This window comes from Bacillus sp. GW821-FHT11D08 (assembly GCF_058808515.1).
Map to the genome: position 1 here is coordinate 610696 of NZ_JBXARS010000001.1, position 14926 is coordinate 625621.

At 43.9% G+C, this 14926-nt stretch carries 20 protein-coding genes and 1 pseudogene; 17 read left to right on the forward strand and 4 right to left on the reverse strand.

The features are described 5' to 3' along the window. Positions 1-5: 5 nt before the first annotated feature. The 11 genes from essA to AC1RRX_RS03140 all read left to right on the forward strand — a co-directional run bounded on the left by essA (position 6) and on the right by AC1RRX_RS03140 (position 8142). Positions 6-485, forward strand: coding sequence for a type VII secretion protein EssA (essA, locus tag AC1RRX_RS03090; protein WP_144463935.1), 480 nt, complete (start codon positions 6-8; stop codon positions 483-485). 60 nt (positions 486-545) lie between these two features. Beyond that, positions 546-1277, forward strand: a complete 732-nt coding sequence (locus tag AC1RRX_RS03095) for a (S)-benzoin forming benzil reductase (protein ID WP_015418111.1) — start codon at positions 546-548, stop codon at positions 1275-1277. 164 nt (positions 1278-1441) lie between these two features. Beyond that, the gene (locus tag AC1RRX_RS03100; protein WP_007613450.1) at positions 1442-1972 is read left to right on the forward strand and encodes an HD domain-containing protein; all 531 of its coding nucleotides are present in this window, start codon (positions 1442-1444) and stop codon (positions 1970-1972) included. A 137-nt stretch (positions 1973-2109) separates the two neighbouring features. After that, positions 2110-2346 carry a DUF2642 domain-containing protein gene (locus tag AC1RRX_RS03105; protein ID WP_003152023.1) on the forward strand — a complete coding sequence of 79 codons (237 nt, stop codon included), beginning with the start codon at positions 2110-2112 and terminating at the stop codon, positions 2344-2346. A 136-nt stretch (positions 2347-2482) separates the two neighbouring features. Next, complete coding sequence (locus tag AC1RRX_RS03110) at positions 2483-3589, forward strand: AI-2E family transporter (protein WP_015418110.1); 1107 nt, start codon at positions 2483-2485, stop codon at positions 3587-3589. A 61-nt stretch (positions 3590-3650) separates the two neighbouring features. Next, the gene (locus AC1RRX_RS03115) at positions 3651-3872 is read left to right on the forward strand and encodes a spore germination protein (protein WP_007408682.1); all 222 of its coding nucleotides are present in this window, start codon (positions 3651-3653) and stop codon (positions 3870-3872) included. Between the two features lie 72 nt (positions 3873-3944). Continuing rightward, positions 3945-4193, forward strand: coding sequence for a YueH family protein (locus AC1RRX_RS03120; RefSeq protein ID WP_003152028.1), 249 nt, complete (start codon positions 3945-3947; stop codon positions 4191-4193). Positions 4194-4258: 65 nt separating this feature from the next. Next, a complete protein-coding gene (locus AC1RRX_RS03125) occupies positions 4259-4657 on the forward strand; it encodes a YueI family protein (protein WP_003152031.1) in 399 nt (132 codons plus the stop codon). 96 nt (positions 4658-4753) lie between these two features. Continuing rightward, entirely contained in the window at positions 4754-5305 is a 552-nt protein-coding gene (locus AC1RRX_RS03130) for a cysteine hydrolase family protein (protein ID WP_003152033.1), read from the forward strand. A gap of 17 nt (positions 5306-5322) precedes the next feature. Beyond that, entirely contained in the window at positions 5323-6789 is a 1467-nt protein-coding gene (locus AC1RRX_RS03135; protein ID WP_015418109.1) for a nicotinate phosphoribosyltransferase, read from the forward strand. Between the two features lie 129 nt (positions 6790-6918). Beyond that, complete coding sequence (locus AC1RRX_RS03140) at positions 6919-8142, forward strand: EAL and HDOD domain-containing protein (RefSeq protein ID WP_007408678.1); 1224 nt, start codon at positions 6919-6921, stop codon at positions 8140-8142. Between the two features lie 6 nt (positions 8143-8148). Here the strand turns inward: AC1RRX_RS03140 and AC1RRX_RS03145 are convergent, their stop codons facing one another. Then, on the reverse strand, positions 8149-8490 hold the full coding sequence (locus AC1RRX_RS03145) for a YuzC family spore coat inner layer protein (RefSeq protein ID WP_144463936.1): 342 nt from the start codon (positions 8488-8490) through the stop codon (positions 8149-8151). 465 nt (positions 8491-8955) lie between these two features. Here AC1RRX_RS03145 and degQ point away from each other — a divergent pair, with 465 nt between their 5' ends. The 6 genes and pseudogenes from degQ to AC1RRX_RS03175 all read left to right on the forward strand — a co-directional run bounded on the left by degQ (position 8956) and on the right by AC1RRX_RS03175 (position 13763). After that, positions 8956-9096, forward strand: a complete 141-nt coding sequence (gene degQ / locus AC1RRX_RS03150; RefSeq protein WP_003152043.1) for a degradation enzyme regulation protein DegQ — start codon at positions 8956-8958, stop codon at positions 9094-9096. Between the two features lie 151 nt (positions 9097-9247). Next, the gene (locus tag AC1RRX_RS03155) at positions 9248-10159 is read left to right on the forward strand and encodes a polyprenyl synthetase family protein (protein WP_079891433.1); all 912 of its coding nucleotides are present in this window, start codon (positions 9248-9250) and stop codon (positions 10157-10159) included. After that, positions 10159-10323 (forward strand): competence pheromone ComX, encoded by a 165-nt coding sequence (gene comX, locus AC1RRX_RS03160; protein WP_007613432.1) that lies wholly within the window; start codon positions 10159-10161, stop codon positions 10321-10323. Before AC1RRX_RS03155 ends, comX begins: the two co-directional genes overlap by 1 nt. 11 nt (positions 10324-10334) lie before the next feature. Continuing rightward, positions 10335-12633: pseudogene (locus AC1RRX_RS03165) on the forward strand (histidine kinase). A gap of 80 nt (positions 12634-12713) precedes the next feature. Then, the gene (gene comA / locus AC1RRX_RS03170) at positions 12714-13358 is read left to right on the forward strand and encodes a two-component system response regulator ComA (protein WP_003152052.1); all 645 of its coding nucleotides are present in this window, start codon (positions 12714-12716) and stop codon (positions 13356-13358) included. A gap of 21 nt (positions 13359-13379) precedes the next feature. Further along, positions 13380-13763: a hotdog fold thioesterase gene (locus AC1RRX_RS03175; protein WP_007408674.1), complete on the forward strand. Its 384-nt coding sequence runs from the start codon at positions 13380-13382 to the stop codon at positions 13761-13763. 39 nt (positions 13764-13802) lie between these two features. Here the strand turns inward: AC1RRX_RS03175 and mnhG are convergent, their stop codons facing one another. The 3 genes from mnhG to AC1RRX_RS03190 are packed head-to-tail and all read right to left on the reverse strand — an operon-like array spanning position 13803 to position 14921. Next, positions 13803-14177 carry a monovalent cation/H(+) antiporter subunit G gene (gene mnhG, locus AC1RRX_RS03180; protein WP_003152056.1) on the reverse strand — a complete coding sequence of 125 codons (375 nt, stop codon included), beginning with the start codon at positions 14175-14177 and terminating at the stop codon, positions 13803-13805. Further along, complete coding sequence (locus AC1RRX_RS03185) at positions 14161-14445, reverse strand: Na(+)/H(+) antiporter subunit F1 (RefSeq protein ID WP_012118311.1); 285 nt, start codon at positions 14443-14445, stop codon at positions 14161-14163. Before AC1RRX_RS03185 ends, mnhG begins: the two co-directional genes overlap by 17 nt. Continuing rightward, complete coding sequence (locus AC1RRX_RS03190) at positions 14445-14921, reverse strand: Na+/H+ antiporter subunit E (RefSeq protein ID WP_007408672.1); 477 nt, start codon at positions 14919-14921, stop codon at positions 14445-14447. The genes AC1RRX_RS03185 and AC1RRX_RS03190 overlap by 1 nt, the downstream gene beginning before the upstream one ends. Between the last annotated feature and the right edge of the window lie 5 nt (positions 14922-14926).

Sequence of the window (14926 nt, forward strand, 5' to 3'; positions counted from 1 at the left end):
CGTTCATGGAAAAAGGATTGCTGCTGTTTGCTCTCTCCTTTTTCCTTTTCCTTCCCCTTCCCCAAGCCGCAGCCGCGAATGAGGAAAATACTGATGTCAAGCCGAATGAATATGAAAAGAAAGACATTGAAATTCGTACGGATTACCTGCACGACGATGCCTACTCCGAGGAAAAAACGGCGCTTCCGAAAGAACAGAAGGATATCACGTTTGATCAGCCGGCCGAAAACCCGGATGACAAACTGATATCAAAGTTGTTTACATCGTCAGACACGGAGCCGAATACGATCAAAGCGCAATCGAAAAAACTGGGTATCACATTTGCCGAGCCTGCGGTGCGGCATACCTCGGCAGATTTGGAAACGGAAGAGAAAAAGACTTCTTATCTGCTTCCTGTCATTTATGCCGTTTTGATCCTCCTCGGGATTGCGGCGATGATCTATCTGATCCCGAAAGTCACGGCGCAGGAAAAGGCAAAACGGTAAACGGATCGCTTGTGTTTGCGGGAAGACAGCCCGTAAAATAAGAAAAAAAGGAGGAGTTTCATGCAGTTTTTTCTTATAACAGGCGCGTCAAAGGGCTTGGGCCGGGCGCTGACGGAACAGGCGCTGCAAGAAGGAGCCGAAGTCGCCGCGCTTTCAAGAACGATAAGCGGGGAAAAGCGTGAGGGGCTGACAGAATACAGTGTTGATTTAACCGATCTGGCAGATACAGAGCGGCAGATGAAGGCGATTCTTGATCAAGCTGAGAAGAAGCGGTATTCCGCTGTCACACTGATCAATAATGCCGGCATGGTGGAACCGATCAAGCGGGCGAAAGAGGCTTCCGCCGAAGAATTGAACCGCCACTACACCCTTAATCTGACGGCGCCCGTTTTGCTCAGCCAAATGTTCACAAAGCGTTTCGAAGCGTTCAGCGGCAGCAAAACAATTGTCAACATCACATCTGGCGCGGCGAAAAATCCTTATAAAGGATGGAGCGCGTATTGCAGCTCAAAAGCGGGGCTTGATATGTTTACGAGAACATTCGGGTTTGAACAGGAAGATGAAGAACTGCCGGTCCGCATGATCTCATTCTCACCGGGAGTGATGGATACAGACATGCAGGCCGTCATCCGTTCTTCGTCAAAAGAAGATTTCCATGACATCGAGCGGTTCCGCAATCTGAAAGAAACGAAAAACCTCAGAAGCCCGGAATACATCGCCGGCGTCATTCACTCACTGATCGCGGGCGAGCCGGAAAACGGACGGATATACGATATTAAAGAATTTTTGTAGAGCAGCTTTTACGCTGCTCTTTTTTGTTTGTACAATCACTTCGGGGTCCGGCGGCATATGATGAATGAAACAACGTATAAGGGGTATAAGAAATGTATCAGATGAATTGAGTTTCTTCTCGATTTATGTTAGGATTCTAAAAATATAAATAAGGAGGGGTTTCCATGAGAAATGTAACGTTAATGGATGTCTTCACCCATCCAATCGCACAAAAGTATTTACAGCGTTCCGGTGTCGCCCATGCGATCGCCTGCGCGTTTCATGCATACCGTCTTGCCGTAAAAGCAGGTGTCAGCCCGGATCTTGCGGCGAAAGCGGCTTTACTGCATGACGTCGGCCATTATGAATGGTACACAGACGGCAAATGGGATTATGAAAAGTACAGAAGAAACGATATCCATGCCATTAAAGGCGCGGAACGGGCGCATAAGCTGCTCATCCGGCTCGGTGAAGAACCGAAAGCGGCGAAGGACATTGCGCTGGCGATTCTGCTTCACACCGATTCCTATCTGCCTGAAGGCGAACTGGACAAGAATACGCTCCAGCAAATCGTGAAACAAGCGGATGAACTCGATGAAGAACCCGGCGGACATCACCATTACCGCCAAATGGATCACACGGCCGCGCTCAAACAAATCCAAAAGCTTGATCAGTTAATTGACCAAGCCCAATATCCCATAAGAAGCTCAGTCTAGGCCACTCATGCGGCCTTTTCCGCTTACATAACTCCGCATGCTCACTAACACCTTTTCCGCTCCGATAGACGTACTGTGTCAAAGCCTTTGTCCGCTGCATATGCTGAAGGAAAACATAGTAAAGGGGATCAGCGAAAATGGCCCATCAAGGAAGCCCGCAAATCGTCTCGTTAGTGGACCCTTACGTTTATCAGACCATCCATAAACTTATCGGCTCAAGGTTTATCATTCAAACCGTCAGACGCATTGTCAGAGGACGGCTGATTGATGCCACTCCGGATCACATCGCCATTGAAGAAACGCATGACCGTGTATTTTATATCAGAAACCGCCATGTGGTTTCCGTCATGCCTGATTATACCGAACGCGTGTAACAGCCCGAATAAGGCGCAAACCGGAGGCGGCCCTATAGAACCCCGGTGCGTCTTCTTTTTTGAGATACATAGATGCACGGCGGCTTTTTTTGGTACAATCACAGTACAAGTTCACATGACAATAGGAGGAAACCGCTTGTTGAAATCAAAGGTCCATTTTTGGACGCTGCAAATTTTGCTCGTTTTGCTCATTATTTACGTATCAACGAAAGTTTCGTTTATTTTTCAGCCGTTTTTCGGTTTTATCACCACGCTGTTTTTCCCGATTTTGATCTCGGGCATTTTGTTTTTCATTTTTAATCCGATCGTACGCCTGCTTGAGAAAAAAATCCCCCGGACATTGGCGATCCTGCTCATTTATCTCGTTTTCATCGGCCTGATTGCCTTTATGTTCACCGCCATCGGACCGATTGTGGCTTCCCAGGTCACGGGGCTGATTAACAATTTCCCTGATTACATTCATCAGATTCAAGTCTTGACGGCGCAATTATCCCATTCCAAATGGTTTACGTGGATGATGACGCAGGATTATGTGTCGATAGAAAAAATCCAGCAGTCTCTGACGGGATTTTTACAAAGCCTTCCGCAAAATATTACGGCAAGCCTGTCGGCCGTGTTCGGCGTCGTTACGAATATCACGCTTGTCGTGATCACCGTTCCGTTCATTTTGTTTTATATGCTGAAGGACGGCCGGCGGTTTCCGCTCTTGGCGGTTAAAATCCTGCCTACTTCCTACCGGGCGGAAGGTCGGAAAATATTTAATGACTTATATGTCACATTGGCCGCCTATTTCCAAGGACAGCTGCTGATTTGTCTCTTTGTCGGAACGGCATGCTTTATCGGATATTGGATCATCGGCCTGCAGTATGCGTTAATTCTCGGGATGGTGATAGCCGTCACCAATATCATTCCGTACCTGGGGCCGTTTCTCGGGGCGGCGCCCGCAGTGATTATCGCGTTTATGGATTCGCCGGCTAAGGCGCTGTTTGCCGTTATTGTTGTCGTTGTCGTCCAGCAGCTTGACGGGAACCTGCTTTCTCCGCTTGTCATCGGGAAACGGCTCAATACCCACCCGCTCACCATTATTCTTCTGCTTATCGGAGCGGGCAGTTTCGGCGGCATTCTCGCAATGATTCTGGCCGTGCCGGTTTACGCGGTTTTAAAAGCTTTTGTCTTAAATATCGTCCGGCTTATCAAACTTCGTCAGCGGTCAAAGCTAGAAGACAGCCGCAAGCCGAAATAAAAACGGGCACAACTCCCGATGCAGCGCATAAAATGCTGTAAAGAAAAGCGGAGGTGTGGGTATGCCTGCAATTGTGGGACCGATTTATATTATGAGTTTAGCCGGAGACGCTGCGGCGAGCTTCGGTGACGTGTTTGCCATTTCTCCCAAAGCCGTTGACCACTCAGGCGCGGGGGCAGGGGCGTTTCATTCCGGAGATTTTGTCAAAGTCACTAATAAATTCAGCAAAACGCGCTTTGAAGACATCGATGTGTTTGACGAACCTGATTGGTTTAACGCGTGACAGCCTCCTTTTAGGAGGCTGTCGCTTTTTTGTAGTATAATAGAATCAGTCTTTATAAAAGGGGAATTTTTTATGAAAATCAGAAAAGCGAATATTACCGTGCAGTCCGGAATGATCGGTGATGTATATCTGCATGAAAATAAAAAAGAACAGCATACCCTTGTAGCCGTTCCGGAACTTGAGTGGAGCACGATCATTTCCTATGAGGAAGAGAAAAAGGCGCTGGCGCAGCGGCTTTTACAATCATTCAGCAAGCTGATTGAAGAAGAACCCGCCGGAGAGCTCGCCGGCAAGATCTCCCATTGGGTGGCTGAAATGTAACGAAGCGGTTTACCGCGTCCCGTCCGGGGAGATAATTGTAAAACAAGCTGAGGAGGGACAGGCCGATGAGCGACAAAACGGTTGACCTTTATTTACAGCAGGGGATGTACGGCCCTCTGCAGACGAAACCGGATGAACGCCATTTATTTTTAGGCTCGCTGCGTGAAAGAGTCATCATTGCCCTGACGAAGGGGCAGGTGCTGCAAAAGCAGCCGTATGAAGAAGTGAAACAGGCGCTGAAAAGCCGAAAAGACGCGGTGCTCTATATAAACGGAAGGCTCCCGTATCATGCTTATTCACCATATATGAAGCTTGCCGCACTTGCCGGTGTCCGAAGCTCCGTCATATCGGATCTTCAATTCGAAACGCCGCTCGGCCTGGTTTTTGCCGCCGATTATGCCGTGAACCTTGACGGCATTTACGTACAGGATGACATTTTTCAGCGCTCACTCCTGAAATCTTAAAAGGGCAAAACACCGTTTGTCATTTTACAATGCCAATTCACTTACAAGTGGAGATAGGATATAATGGTTTTCATATGAATGGCGGGGAGGCCGGCTATGAAAAAAGCATTTATATGCATTGATTATACGAATGATTTTGCAGCAGAGAACGGGGCATTAACCTGCGGAGAACCCGCGAGACAGATTGAAGATACGATTGTCAGTTTGACGCAAGCATTTATAGAAAACGGTGATTACGTTGTCTTTGCGGTAGATTCGCATGATGCAGACGATGACTTTCATCCCGAGACACGCCTGTTTCCTCCGCATAATATCAACGGCACGGAGGGCAAAGAGCTGTACGGAAGGCTATCGCCTCTTTATGAGAAACATAAACACGCAAAAAACGTAAATTATATGGAAAAAACGAGATATTCTGCTTTTGCGGGAACGGATTTAGAGCTGAAACTGCGGGAACGGCAGATCACTGAGCTGCATCTTGCGGGCCTGTGCACGGACATCTGCGTTCTTCACACGGCGGTTGATGCCTACAACAAGGGCTTTCAGATTGTCATTCATCAAAACGCTGTGGCCAGCTTTAATCCGGAAGGGCATGAATGGGCCCTGTCCCATTTTAAGAACAGCATCGGAGCGCAAGTGGCAGAGTAAGGAAGGGGAAAACAATTTTGGTGGAGCATGGTTTTAAAGACGACAGTTTGTCTTTACATACAGATCTTTATCAAATTAATATGGCCGAAACGTACTGGAGAGACGGCATTCATGAGAAAAAAGCGATTTTTGAGCTTTTTTTCAGAAAGCTTCCCTTTGAAAACGGCTATGCGGTATTTGCGGGCTTAGAAAAAGCAATCGAATACTTGGAGAACTTCAAATTTACCGACAGCGATCTGAATTATTTAAAAACGGAATTGCACTATGCTGATGATTTCATTGAGTATTTACGGGATCTTTCTTTTACCGGATCTCTTTACAGCATGAAAGAAGGCGAGCTCGTTTTTAACAACGAACCGATTATGCGGGTCGAAGCGCCCCTGATCGAAGCCCAGCTGATTGAGACGGCTCTGCTTAATATTGTGAATTACCAAACATTAATCGCCACGAAAGCGGCCCGCATTAAAGGCGTTGTCGGTGACGAAGACGCCCTCGAATTCGGAACGCGGCGCGCCCATGAAATGGATGCGGCCATGTGGGGAGCGAGAGCGGCTTTGATCGGCGGCTTCAGCGCAACGAGTAATGTAAGAGCCGGAAAGCGTTTTAATATACCGGTATCCGGCACGCACGCTCATGCGCTCGTACAAGCGTACCGCGATGAATATACGGCATTTAAGAAATATGCGGAGACCCACAAAGACTGCGTATTTCTCGTAGATACGTACGATACGATCCGTTCGGGCATGCCGAATGCGATTAAAGTCGCAAAGGAATTCGGCGACCGGATCAACTTCATCGGCATCCGCCTGGACAGCGGGGACTTGGCGTACCTGTCAAAAAAAGCGCGTGAAATGCTTGATGAAGCGGGTTTCACAGACGCAAAGGTCATTGCTTCAAGCGATCTTGACGAGCACACGATATTAAATCTGAAATCCCAAGGAGCGAAAATCGATACGTGGGGCATCGGCACGAAGCTGATTACCGCATACGATCAGCCGGCCCTCGGCGCGGTTTACAAGCTTGTCGCCATTGAAGAGGACGGCAAACTGACTGACACCATTAAAATTTCGTCAAACCCTGAAAAAGTGACAACGCCGGGAAGAAAGAGAGTATACCGGATTATCAACAAGCTGAATCACCACTCGGAAGGTGATTATATCGCGCTTTATGACGAGCGGGTAAATGATCAGAAACGCTTAAAAATGTTCCATCCCGTCCACACGTTCGTCAGCAAATTCGTCACTGATTTCTATGCGAAAGACTTGCATGAGCCGATTTTTGAAAACGGCGTTTTATGCTATGATAATCCCGAAATTACCGACATCCAGCAATACGTGCAGGATAACCTCAAACTTCTGTGGGAGGAATACAAACGGATCAGCAAGCCGGAAGAATATCCGGTCGATTTAAGCGAAGACTGCTGGAGCAACAAGATGCAGCGGATTCATGAAATCAAAAGCAAGCTGAAACGGGAACTTGAATAGAAGACAAAGCGGCCTTTCCTTTCTCTGGAAAGGCCTTTTTGTTGTGATAATATTTTTCACATTTAGACAAATTTCGTCAAGTTATTTGATATACTTATGTTCGAAGGCCGCATCTAAGGGGGTAAATGAATGAAGGTGTTTGTTGCGAGACAGCCTATCTTCAACAGAAACGAACAGGTTGTTGCTTATGAACTTCTTTACCGGGAGAGCGAAGAGAACCGTTATTCGGCCGCTGATGGAGATAAAGCTACGACGGATCTCATTATTAACAGCTTTATCAACATCGGAATCGAAAAGCTGACTGAGGGGAAACGCTGCTTTGTGAATTTTACAGAAAGCCTGATGTTTTCAGATCTCCCTACCTCCTTTGATCCTGACCAGCTTATTATCGAAATTCTTGAGGACATACCGATCACTCCGGCACTCATCTCAAGATGCAGACAGCTGAAGAAATTAGGATATACATTAGCACTTGATGATTTTTACGCCATCAATCCGGAAAATGAAGAGTTAGTGGAACAGCTGATGAAATATATTGATATTTTAAAAATCGACTTTTTGCAATCCTCGCGTCTGGAGCGCAAAAAAATCATTCAGACGTACAGCTGTAAAAGTCTGATTTATTTAGCGGAGAAAGTGGAGACGAGAAAAGATTATAAACAGGCGGCCATAGACGGCTTTCACCTGTTTCAAGGATATTTTTTCAGTGAACCGCGTGTCATCAGCGGAAATGATCTGACGTTTCATTTTCATTCTTACTACCAGCTTTTAAGCGAATTAAACAATGACCAGCCCAATATACAGCGCGTGACGGAATACATAGAGCGGGACGTCAGCTTATCGTATCAGATTCTGCGTTTTTTAAACGGATCGCAAACAAGGCTGAAAAAAAAGATAGACAGCATCCAGCAGGCCATCATGATGCTTGGGCTGAATGAGATTAAGCGCTTGATTTACATTCTTTCATTCAGAGATTTAACGGCGAAAAGCCACTCAAGCCAAAAAGAAATCATTAAGATTTCCTTAATCAGGGCCAAACTGTGCGAACTGCTGGCGAAAAGAACCGGAAGGCCCCAGCCCTCTTCTTACATGCTGATCGGCATGTTTTCGCTCATCGATACGCTTCTCCACAGGGAGCTGGAGGATATCATCAAAGAACTGCCTTTAATCGATGAAGTCGGACAGGCGCTGCTCGGTTATGAAAACGATTATTATAAGATGCTCGCGTTCGTCAAAGCCATTGAATGCAACAACTGGGACTGTGACGAGTGGGGAAAAGAACTGAACAAAGAAGAAGCGTATGAATGTTACTTACAGGCGATCGAATGGTGCCGGCAGCTGATCGTGGATTGAGCCGCTTTAAACCGACCACCTGAGGGCGATGATAAACCGGCTTTGCTCTCTGATCAGACTGACACGGATGCCGTCGGGATTATACGTCACGTCAAAGTCATTTTTGATGCCGGTCTGCTTAATGAGCCGCTTGACCGCTGCGGTGTCAGATGATTGCGCTGCGGTGAGGATACGGCGCGCAAGCTCTTTTGACGCCGACAGCCGCGCAAGGAGCAGGCGCGCATCCTCCAGCATGCCCGCAGCCTCTTTTGCGGACGCTGTCAAAATATCTGCGTGAACCGGGGCACTGGGCGCAGGATGCCGGTATGGCGCGGCGAAAACAGGGAAGCATGGATACACATAATGCATACGGCGGCCTCCTTCCTGAGAAAACATTGGTTATACATGAGTATAGGCGGCGTGATAACGAGTTATGACATGCAAAAAGACCACAATGCGGGGGTTGCGGTCTTTTCGGTGTTTGTCGGTGGTTATGCGACGCTGTTCGCCCATTCTGTTTTGAAATTGCGACGGCAGGGACTATAGTCCTTGCCGGTTTGTCGGAAAACCGTTAAAAAAACAGCAGAACCGCCAGATTGGTCTGCTTCATCCTAAACGTCTGCCTTTCTGGTAGTTATATAGTCCTGTTCGCTAAATGCTCCATTCGGGACTATGGGATTACCCTGGTTTGCGGTGTCACGCAGATACTTTTACACATACTTTTCGGTGAAAAATCCCGCAAAAACGTTTACACTATTAGTAACAGATCAAATACCTAGGACTCGTTCACCATACACAATTCATTGATCTTTCAAAAAAAGGAGTGTGGAAACGGTGGAAAACAAATTAGAAGAAGTAAAGCAATTATTATTCCGACTTGAAAATGATATCAGAGAAACAACCGACTCATTACGAAACATTAACAAAAGCATTGATCAGCTCGATAAATTCTCATATGCTATGAAAATTTCTTAAAAAGACTTGGAAACAAGTCTTTTTTTTGTGCATTTTTTATCCATTTCGTGGATAAAGTATTATACGATTGTTAAAAAACGAAAAACCTGCTGTCTTTCATCACCTGCATTTAGTAAAATAGAATGGGAGGGTGAAGACAATTATTGAGCAAATGTGTTTAGATGCCGAAACGATTAAAGAGAAGATGAAGGAAATTGTGGAGCACAATATATGCAATACTAACTTGAAAATGTACCTTCTAAAATTTATTGCATCAAAAGATTCATTCGGATTTGCTGAATTGGCATATCAACATTACAAAGCGTTCAATGGCAGAGACACAGAGGCAATTTTAAAGTTAGCCGTAGGCATAGAATTATTAGTCCTGTCATACGACATTTATGATGATTTAGAAGATAATGATAATCTGAAAATGGAATGGATGAAAACAGGTCTCCCCATTACGCTGAATACTGTAACGGCCCTCTATACATTAAGTATACAGGTTATGAATCAGATTAGTGAAAATCCGTATTTTCTTAAGCAAATATTAAACTTTGCTTTGAATTCAATTGAGGGCCAGCAAGATGATATTTTGAATGCACCGCAAACTGAAGAAGAGTGCTTGAAAATGATTAAGAATAAATCTGGCTCTTTAACTGCAATGCCTTGCGTTATGGGCGCGATGCTGGCTACAGGAAAGTTAAATCCAATCGTTCAATCATATTCATATGAACTCGGAATAATATCCCAGATTGATAATGATTATCAAGGTTTGTTTTACTTGAATAATGATTTTGTTCAACGCAAAAATACACTTGCTTATTTATACTTAAAAAAGAGATTCAATAAAGCTTCTGAAGAAATCTTACAATGGTATGAAAACCCGGAGTTATTCAAAACCTTAAAGACTCGAGACATAAAAAAGAAATTAATTGAAGCAGGTGTAACCCAATACTTATTGGTTTTGAAACATTTGTCGTTAAAAAAAATAAAAAGTAAGATATTTGAATTGGAAATAGAAAGAAATAAAACGGAAACTTTATTAAATGCGATTGTTAATTTAGAGGAGGATGAAAAATAATGCAGGAAATTGTAGGATACTTAACCAAAAATCCAGAAGTTTTAAATAAAGTGATTGAAGGCAATGCTAGTCTGATTGGAGTTAGCCAGGATCAAACAGATTGTGTTATAAATGCGTTTAAGGGTATAGATGTTATTTCTTTCGGCGGTGATTGGAAATATTGAGGATGATATAAATGAAGTCCAAGTACAATAAGATTTCAGTTGTCTTAATTCTGCTTACATTGGTATATGTCATTTATCTGACTTATATAAGCACAAATAATCTTTTAGTCGGCGCCACAATTTCTGAAAATAAACAGGGCGAAATTAAAATAAAAGATGTAGAAGATTTTACAATGGCATATTACGCCGGAGTGCAAAAGGGAGATATAGTAAAGAATATTAACCACCAAAATGTAAAGTCAATTAATATTCAAATGAATAAGCTGAAAAATGTAAACTCGATGGTCGTTGATAGAAACGGTCATGATATTGAGATTAAGCTCAATTTATTTAATGATAGGAACTTCAGTACTTACTTAATACCGATAATTTTTTATGTAGTATGTTTATTTTGCTGTTTCTTCATCATCAAAATAAATGAAGAAAAAAACTTGAAATCTGCTTTGGTGCTAATTGTATTTCTTTTGTCTGCTTCAATCGCATATATTAGTGCTGGAGGATCGGCAAAAGGCGATTTGCTTAGCAGATGCATCATGTTGTTAACATTAATAACTGTACCTTTAAATTATCTTCTGTTTCTTTATCATTACTTTAAAGAATTAGGTACAGTGCTTTTCAGCAAAAAAGTTTTCGCTTTGTATTTATTTCCAACTATAAATATATTATTTGAATTATTCCGGTCGCGATTATCTTTTGGTGATTTTATTCCAAAATTTAATTTGATTTCGTTTTTTCTTCTTTTTTTGATTGTAGCATATTACTTTATTGTTATTTTGAGAAGAAACAAAGATACTGATCAGGCACATATTATAAAGGTGCTTGTGGTTATAAATATATTGGCATTTTCGCCTTTTTTATGTCTGTATCTTATACCGTATGTATTTTTTAATGATTATTATGTCTCTTCTTTCTTAACAGCATCATTTATGCTGCTGATACCTTTTTCACTTGTATATCAATTCATGTCGAATAAAATATATAACGTTGATTTTATCTTAAGTAAGTTAAAATATTACGGCTTTTTAGCGTTAACCCCAACTATAATTCTGGTTACGACAATAGAGTTATTACGTGAGCCGGAAGAAAATTTTTACAATCTCAAACTGACATTTTTAATTTATATTTTAATGTTAGCTGTTTTTTATTATAAAGAAATACTCGATTTCCGGTTTAAATTAAAAAGGGTTTCTGAAAGGTTCAATTACCAAGACAGTATTTATAAGTTTACCCAATTAATCAGAAACTCGTCTTCTTTAACTCAGGTTTTTGGAGAATTAAAAACCACCATTCTCGAAGTAACTCTTACAAGTAAAGTGTATATATTTGAAGTTACGTATGATGGGAATGTAAAGGCATTTGACGAAAGAGATTCAAGTTTGATAGATGATTATCAAGTGCTTTTAAATAGTGTTACTGGTGAAATAGGAAAAATAACGGAGTTTAATCAAGGTTTCGCAATGAAAGTAGGAGAACGGGGAGATAGATCATTCGTTGTTCTCTGTTTGTCTAAGATGAATACGCCCCGTTTATCACGTGAAGAAATTTCTTGGTTAAAAACATTATCTTTTTACGTTAATGTTTCAATAGAAAACGTGATGAAAATCGAAGAACTTATGAATCATCTCGAAGATTTAAAGAAACAAGAGACAAACCCGGTCTGGCTCAAAAAGCTGATGTTTACGATCGAGGAAAAGCAGCGTTCGGATTTGGCCCGTGATCTGCATGATTCAGTGCTGCAGGACTTGATTTCTTTGAAGCGCCAGTGTGAGCTGTTTCTGGCCGATTTTAAGAAAGAAGAGCCTTGCCAGTTAGAGGTGCAGGACAAGCTTCATCAGATGAATGAGCAGATGTCGGATGTCGGATGTCATTTTGATGACCCGGGAGACGTGCCATGAGCTGCGTCCTCAGCTGCTGTATGATTTGGGTCTGGTCAAGGCGGTATCCAAGCTTGCCGCGCAGCAGCAGGAGCGTGCGCCGTTTCATATCCGTCTGAATACGGGCCGGTTTACGGCGGCGCTGGATTTGGATACGCAGCTGAATTTGTACCGCATTATTCAGGAATTTCTTTCGAACGCCATGAAGCATTCACAGGCGAATGAGGTGCTGATTATGCTGATCAGCATTCAAAATAAAGTGATTCTGCATTATGAAGACGACGGTGTCGGCTGCAATCAGGAAAAAGGCGGCGGCCAGTCGATGAGCATGGGTCTTTCGGGTATTAAGGAGCGCGTCCGTGCGCTTGACGGACGGATGAAAATCGACACAAGTGAAGGAAACGGTTTTAAAGTAGATATTGAAATGGAATTGTAACCAATTTATCACCAAATCGACTTGGCAGAAGCCAAGTCTTTTTAATAAAATGGAAATGAGTGAGTAAAAGGGAGGAAACCATGAAAAAGATACTAGTGATTGATGATCATCCAGCTGTCATGGAGGGCACCAAGACGATTCTGGAAACGGACACGAATCTTTCTGTCGATTGCCTCAGTCCTGATGCCAGTGAACAATTCGTTCTCCGGCATGATTTTTCAGCTTACGATCTCATATTAATGGATTTAAATCTGGGTGATGACATCAGCGGCATAGAGCTTTCTAAGAAAATCTTAAAAGAGAATCCTCTCTGTAAAATCATTGTCTACACAGGCTATGAGGTTGAAGATTATTTTGAAGAATCCATCCGCGCGGGCCTGCATGGCGCCATCAGCAAAACCGAATCTAAAGAGAAAATCATGCAATACATATATCACGTGCTCAACGGACAGATTTTAGTTGATTTCTCCTATTTCAAACAGCTGATGACCCAGCAAAAAACAAAAACGTCTTCTTCCCCTCAAAGTGAGCAGGATCGGTTAACCCCGAGAGAGCGCCATATTCTCCAAGAGGTCGAAAAAGGTTTGACCAATCAGGAAATCGCAGATGCACTTCACTTAAGCAAGCGGTCAATTGAATACAGCCTGACATCCATTTTTAACAAGCTGAATGTCGGCTCCCGAACTGAAGCGGTGCTGATCGCCAAGTCAGATAACGTACTATAAATCTTGAAGGGAGAATGACCTATGAATCTGAACAATACATTGCTCGGCGCACTCGGTATTGAAATCACTGAAAACACACCGGAGAGATGCGTGGCGGTGATGCCGGTGGATAAGAGGACGGTGCAGCCTTTCGGATATCTGCATGGGGGCGCGTCAGCAGCGCTGGCGGAGACTGTTGCAAGTGTCGGGGCCCAGCATTTTATCGACCGGTCGAACCAGGCGTGTGTCGGGCTTGAGATTAATGCCAATCATTTAAAATCCGTGAAAGAGGGCGGGACGGTCACGGCGATTGCGAAACCCGTTCACACAGGCAGGGCAACCATTGTGTACGGGATTAACATTTTCGATGAACGGGAAAGGCTGATCTGTGTTTCCCGCTGCACGCTGGCTGTTATAACAAAATAAACAAACAGCCGGAACCCTGAATCGTCCGGCTGTTTGTTTTTATAAATATGAATCTTCTTTACGTTTGATCACAAAGTTTCTGATCCCTTTGTAATCATCCTGAACGCTTCTTTTATCAAGCGCCGCTCCCGAATTGTACGCGGCCCTGCATATGAGGTGCGCTCCGACCGGCGCCGTCAGCAGGATAAAAATGATGCCGAGCAGTATTTTTACAGAAATTTCTCCGGTCAGCATCCACAAGTAGCCTAACACCCCGAGCAATACCAAATTAACGCCGAGTGTCGAGCCTTTTGAAGAGGCGTGGGCGCGCGTATAAACATCAGGAAGCCTGAGTGTGCCGAAAGACGCGACCAGGCAGATCAGCGATCCCATCAGAATACAAACGGCGACGGCCCATTTAACGATTTCGATCATTTTCGATAATCTCTCCTTTCTCCAAAAACTTAGCAAAGGCAATCGTGCCGATAAACGATAAAATGCCGAGCAGCAGAATGATGTCCAAAAAGGCCGATGTGTTTAAGAGAATGGATACAAGCGCGGTCATGGCAATCAGATTAATGCCGATCCCATCAAGCGCGACGACCCGGTCCGGTATCGTAGGCCCTTTTATGACGCGAATGACGTACAGAAGAGTCGAAACCGCCATAATGCCGAGTGATAATTGCAGAATAAACGTAAACATCAGCGGCTCACCTCCTGAATGGCTTTCTCAAAAGAGACGCGGATGTCATGGATCGCTTTCTCCGCATCTTCAATGTCCATGGCGTGTATATAGAGAATCGACCGGTCATCGGAGATATCCATCACGAGCGTACCCGGTGTTAAAGTGATTAACAGCGAGAGCAGCGTGATCTCCCAATCCTCCGTCAATTCCGTCTTAAACGCGAAAATGCCCGGGCGGATGTTCAGTTTCGGCGATATAACGGTTTTCAGTACGCTGACATTGGCCAAATATAATTCCTTTATAAAGATCAGCGCCAGTTTGATGACTGACCATATTTTCCAAATGTAAAACGGCCGCGAGAAGAAGCGCCGGAAAAAAAACAGCGCCGCCAAGCCCGCGATAAATCCGGTCATAAAACCCGCCGCGCTGAGGCTGTTTGTGAGAAACATCCAGCAAACAGCGAGAAGAACATTTAATAATAGTTGAAAAGCCATGCCAT

Excerpts from the sequence above, each read along its gene's own strand:
- essA (WP_144463935.1), top strand. The coding sequence starts at position 6 with ATGGAAAAAGGATTGCTGCTGTTTGCTCTCTCCTTTTTCCTTTTCCTT.
- AC1RRX_RS03095 (WP_015418111.1), top strand. The coding sequence starts at position 546 with ATGCAGTTTTTTCTTATAACAGGCGCGTCAAAGGGCTTGGGCCGGGCG.
- AC1RRX_RS03100 (WP_007613450.1), top strand. The coding sequence starts at position 1,442 with ATGAGAAATGTAACGTTAATGGATGTCTTCACCCATCCAATCGCACAA.
- AC1RRX_RS03105 (WP_003152023.1), top strand. The coding sequence starts at position 2,110 with ATGGCCCATCAAGGAAGCCCGCAAATCGTCTCGTTAGTGGACCCTTAC.
- AC1RRX_RS03115 (WP_007408682.1), top strand. The coding sequence starts at position 3,651 with ATGCCTGCAATTGTGGGACCGATTTATATTATGAGTTTAGCCGGAGAC.
- AC1RRX_RS03120 (WP_003152028.1), top strand. The coding sequence starts at position 3,945 with ATGAAAATCAGAAAAGCGAATATTACCGTGCAGTCCGGAATGATCGGT.
- AC1RRX_RS03125 (WP_003152031.1), top strand. The coding sequence starts at position 4,259 with ATGAGCGACAAAACGGTTGACCTTTATTTACAGCAGGGGATGTACGGC.
- AC1RRX_RS03130 (WP_003152033.1), top strand. The coding sequence starts at position 4,754 with ATGAAAAAAGCATTTATATGCATTGATTATACGAATGATTTTGCAGCA.
- AC1RRX_RS03140 (WP_007408678.1), top strand. The coding sequence starts at position 6,919 with ATGAAGGTGTTTGTTGCGAGACAGCCTATCTTCAACAGAAACGAACAG.
- AC1RRX_RS03145 (WP_144463936.1), bottom strand. The coding sequence starts at position 8,490 with ATGCATTATGTGTATCCATGCTTCCCTGTTTTCGCCGCGCCATACCGG.
- AC1RRX_RS03155 (WP_079891433.1), top strand. The coding sequence starts at position 9,248 with ATGTGTTTAGATGCCGAAACGATTAAAGAGAAGATGAAGGAAATTGTG.
- comX (WP_007613432.1), top strand. The coding sequence starts at position 10,159 with ATGCAGGAAATTGTAGGATACTTAACCAAAAATCCAGAAGTTTTAAAT.
- comA (WP_003152052.1), top strand. The coding sequence starts at position 12,714 with ATGAAAAAGATACTAGTGATTGATGATCATCCAGCTGTCATGGAGGGC.
- AC1RRX_RS03175 (WP_007408674.1), top strand. The coding sequence starts at position 13,380 with ATGAATCTGAACAATACATTGCTCGGCGCACTCGGTATTGAAATCACT.
- mnhG (WP_003152056.1), bottom strand. The coding sequence starts at position 14,177 with ATGATCGAAATCGTTAAATGGGCCGTCGCCGTTTGTATTCTGATGGGA.
- AC1RRX_RS03185 (WP_012118311.1), bottom strand. The coding sequence starts at position 14,445 with ATGTTTACGTTTATTCTGCAATTATCACTCGGCATTATGGCGGTTTCG.
- AC1RRX_RS03190 (WP_007408672.1), bottom strand. The coding sequence starts at position 14,921 with ATGGCTTTTCAACTATTATTAAATGTTCTTCTCGCTGTTTGCTGGATG.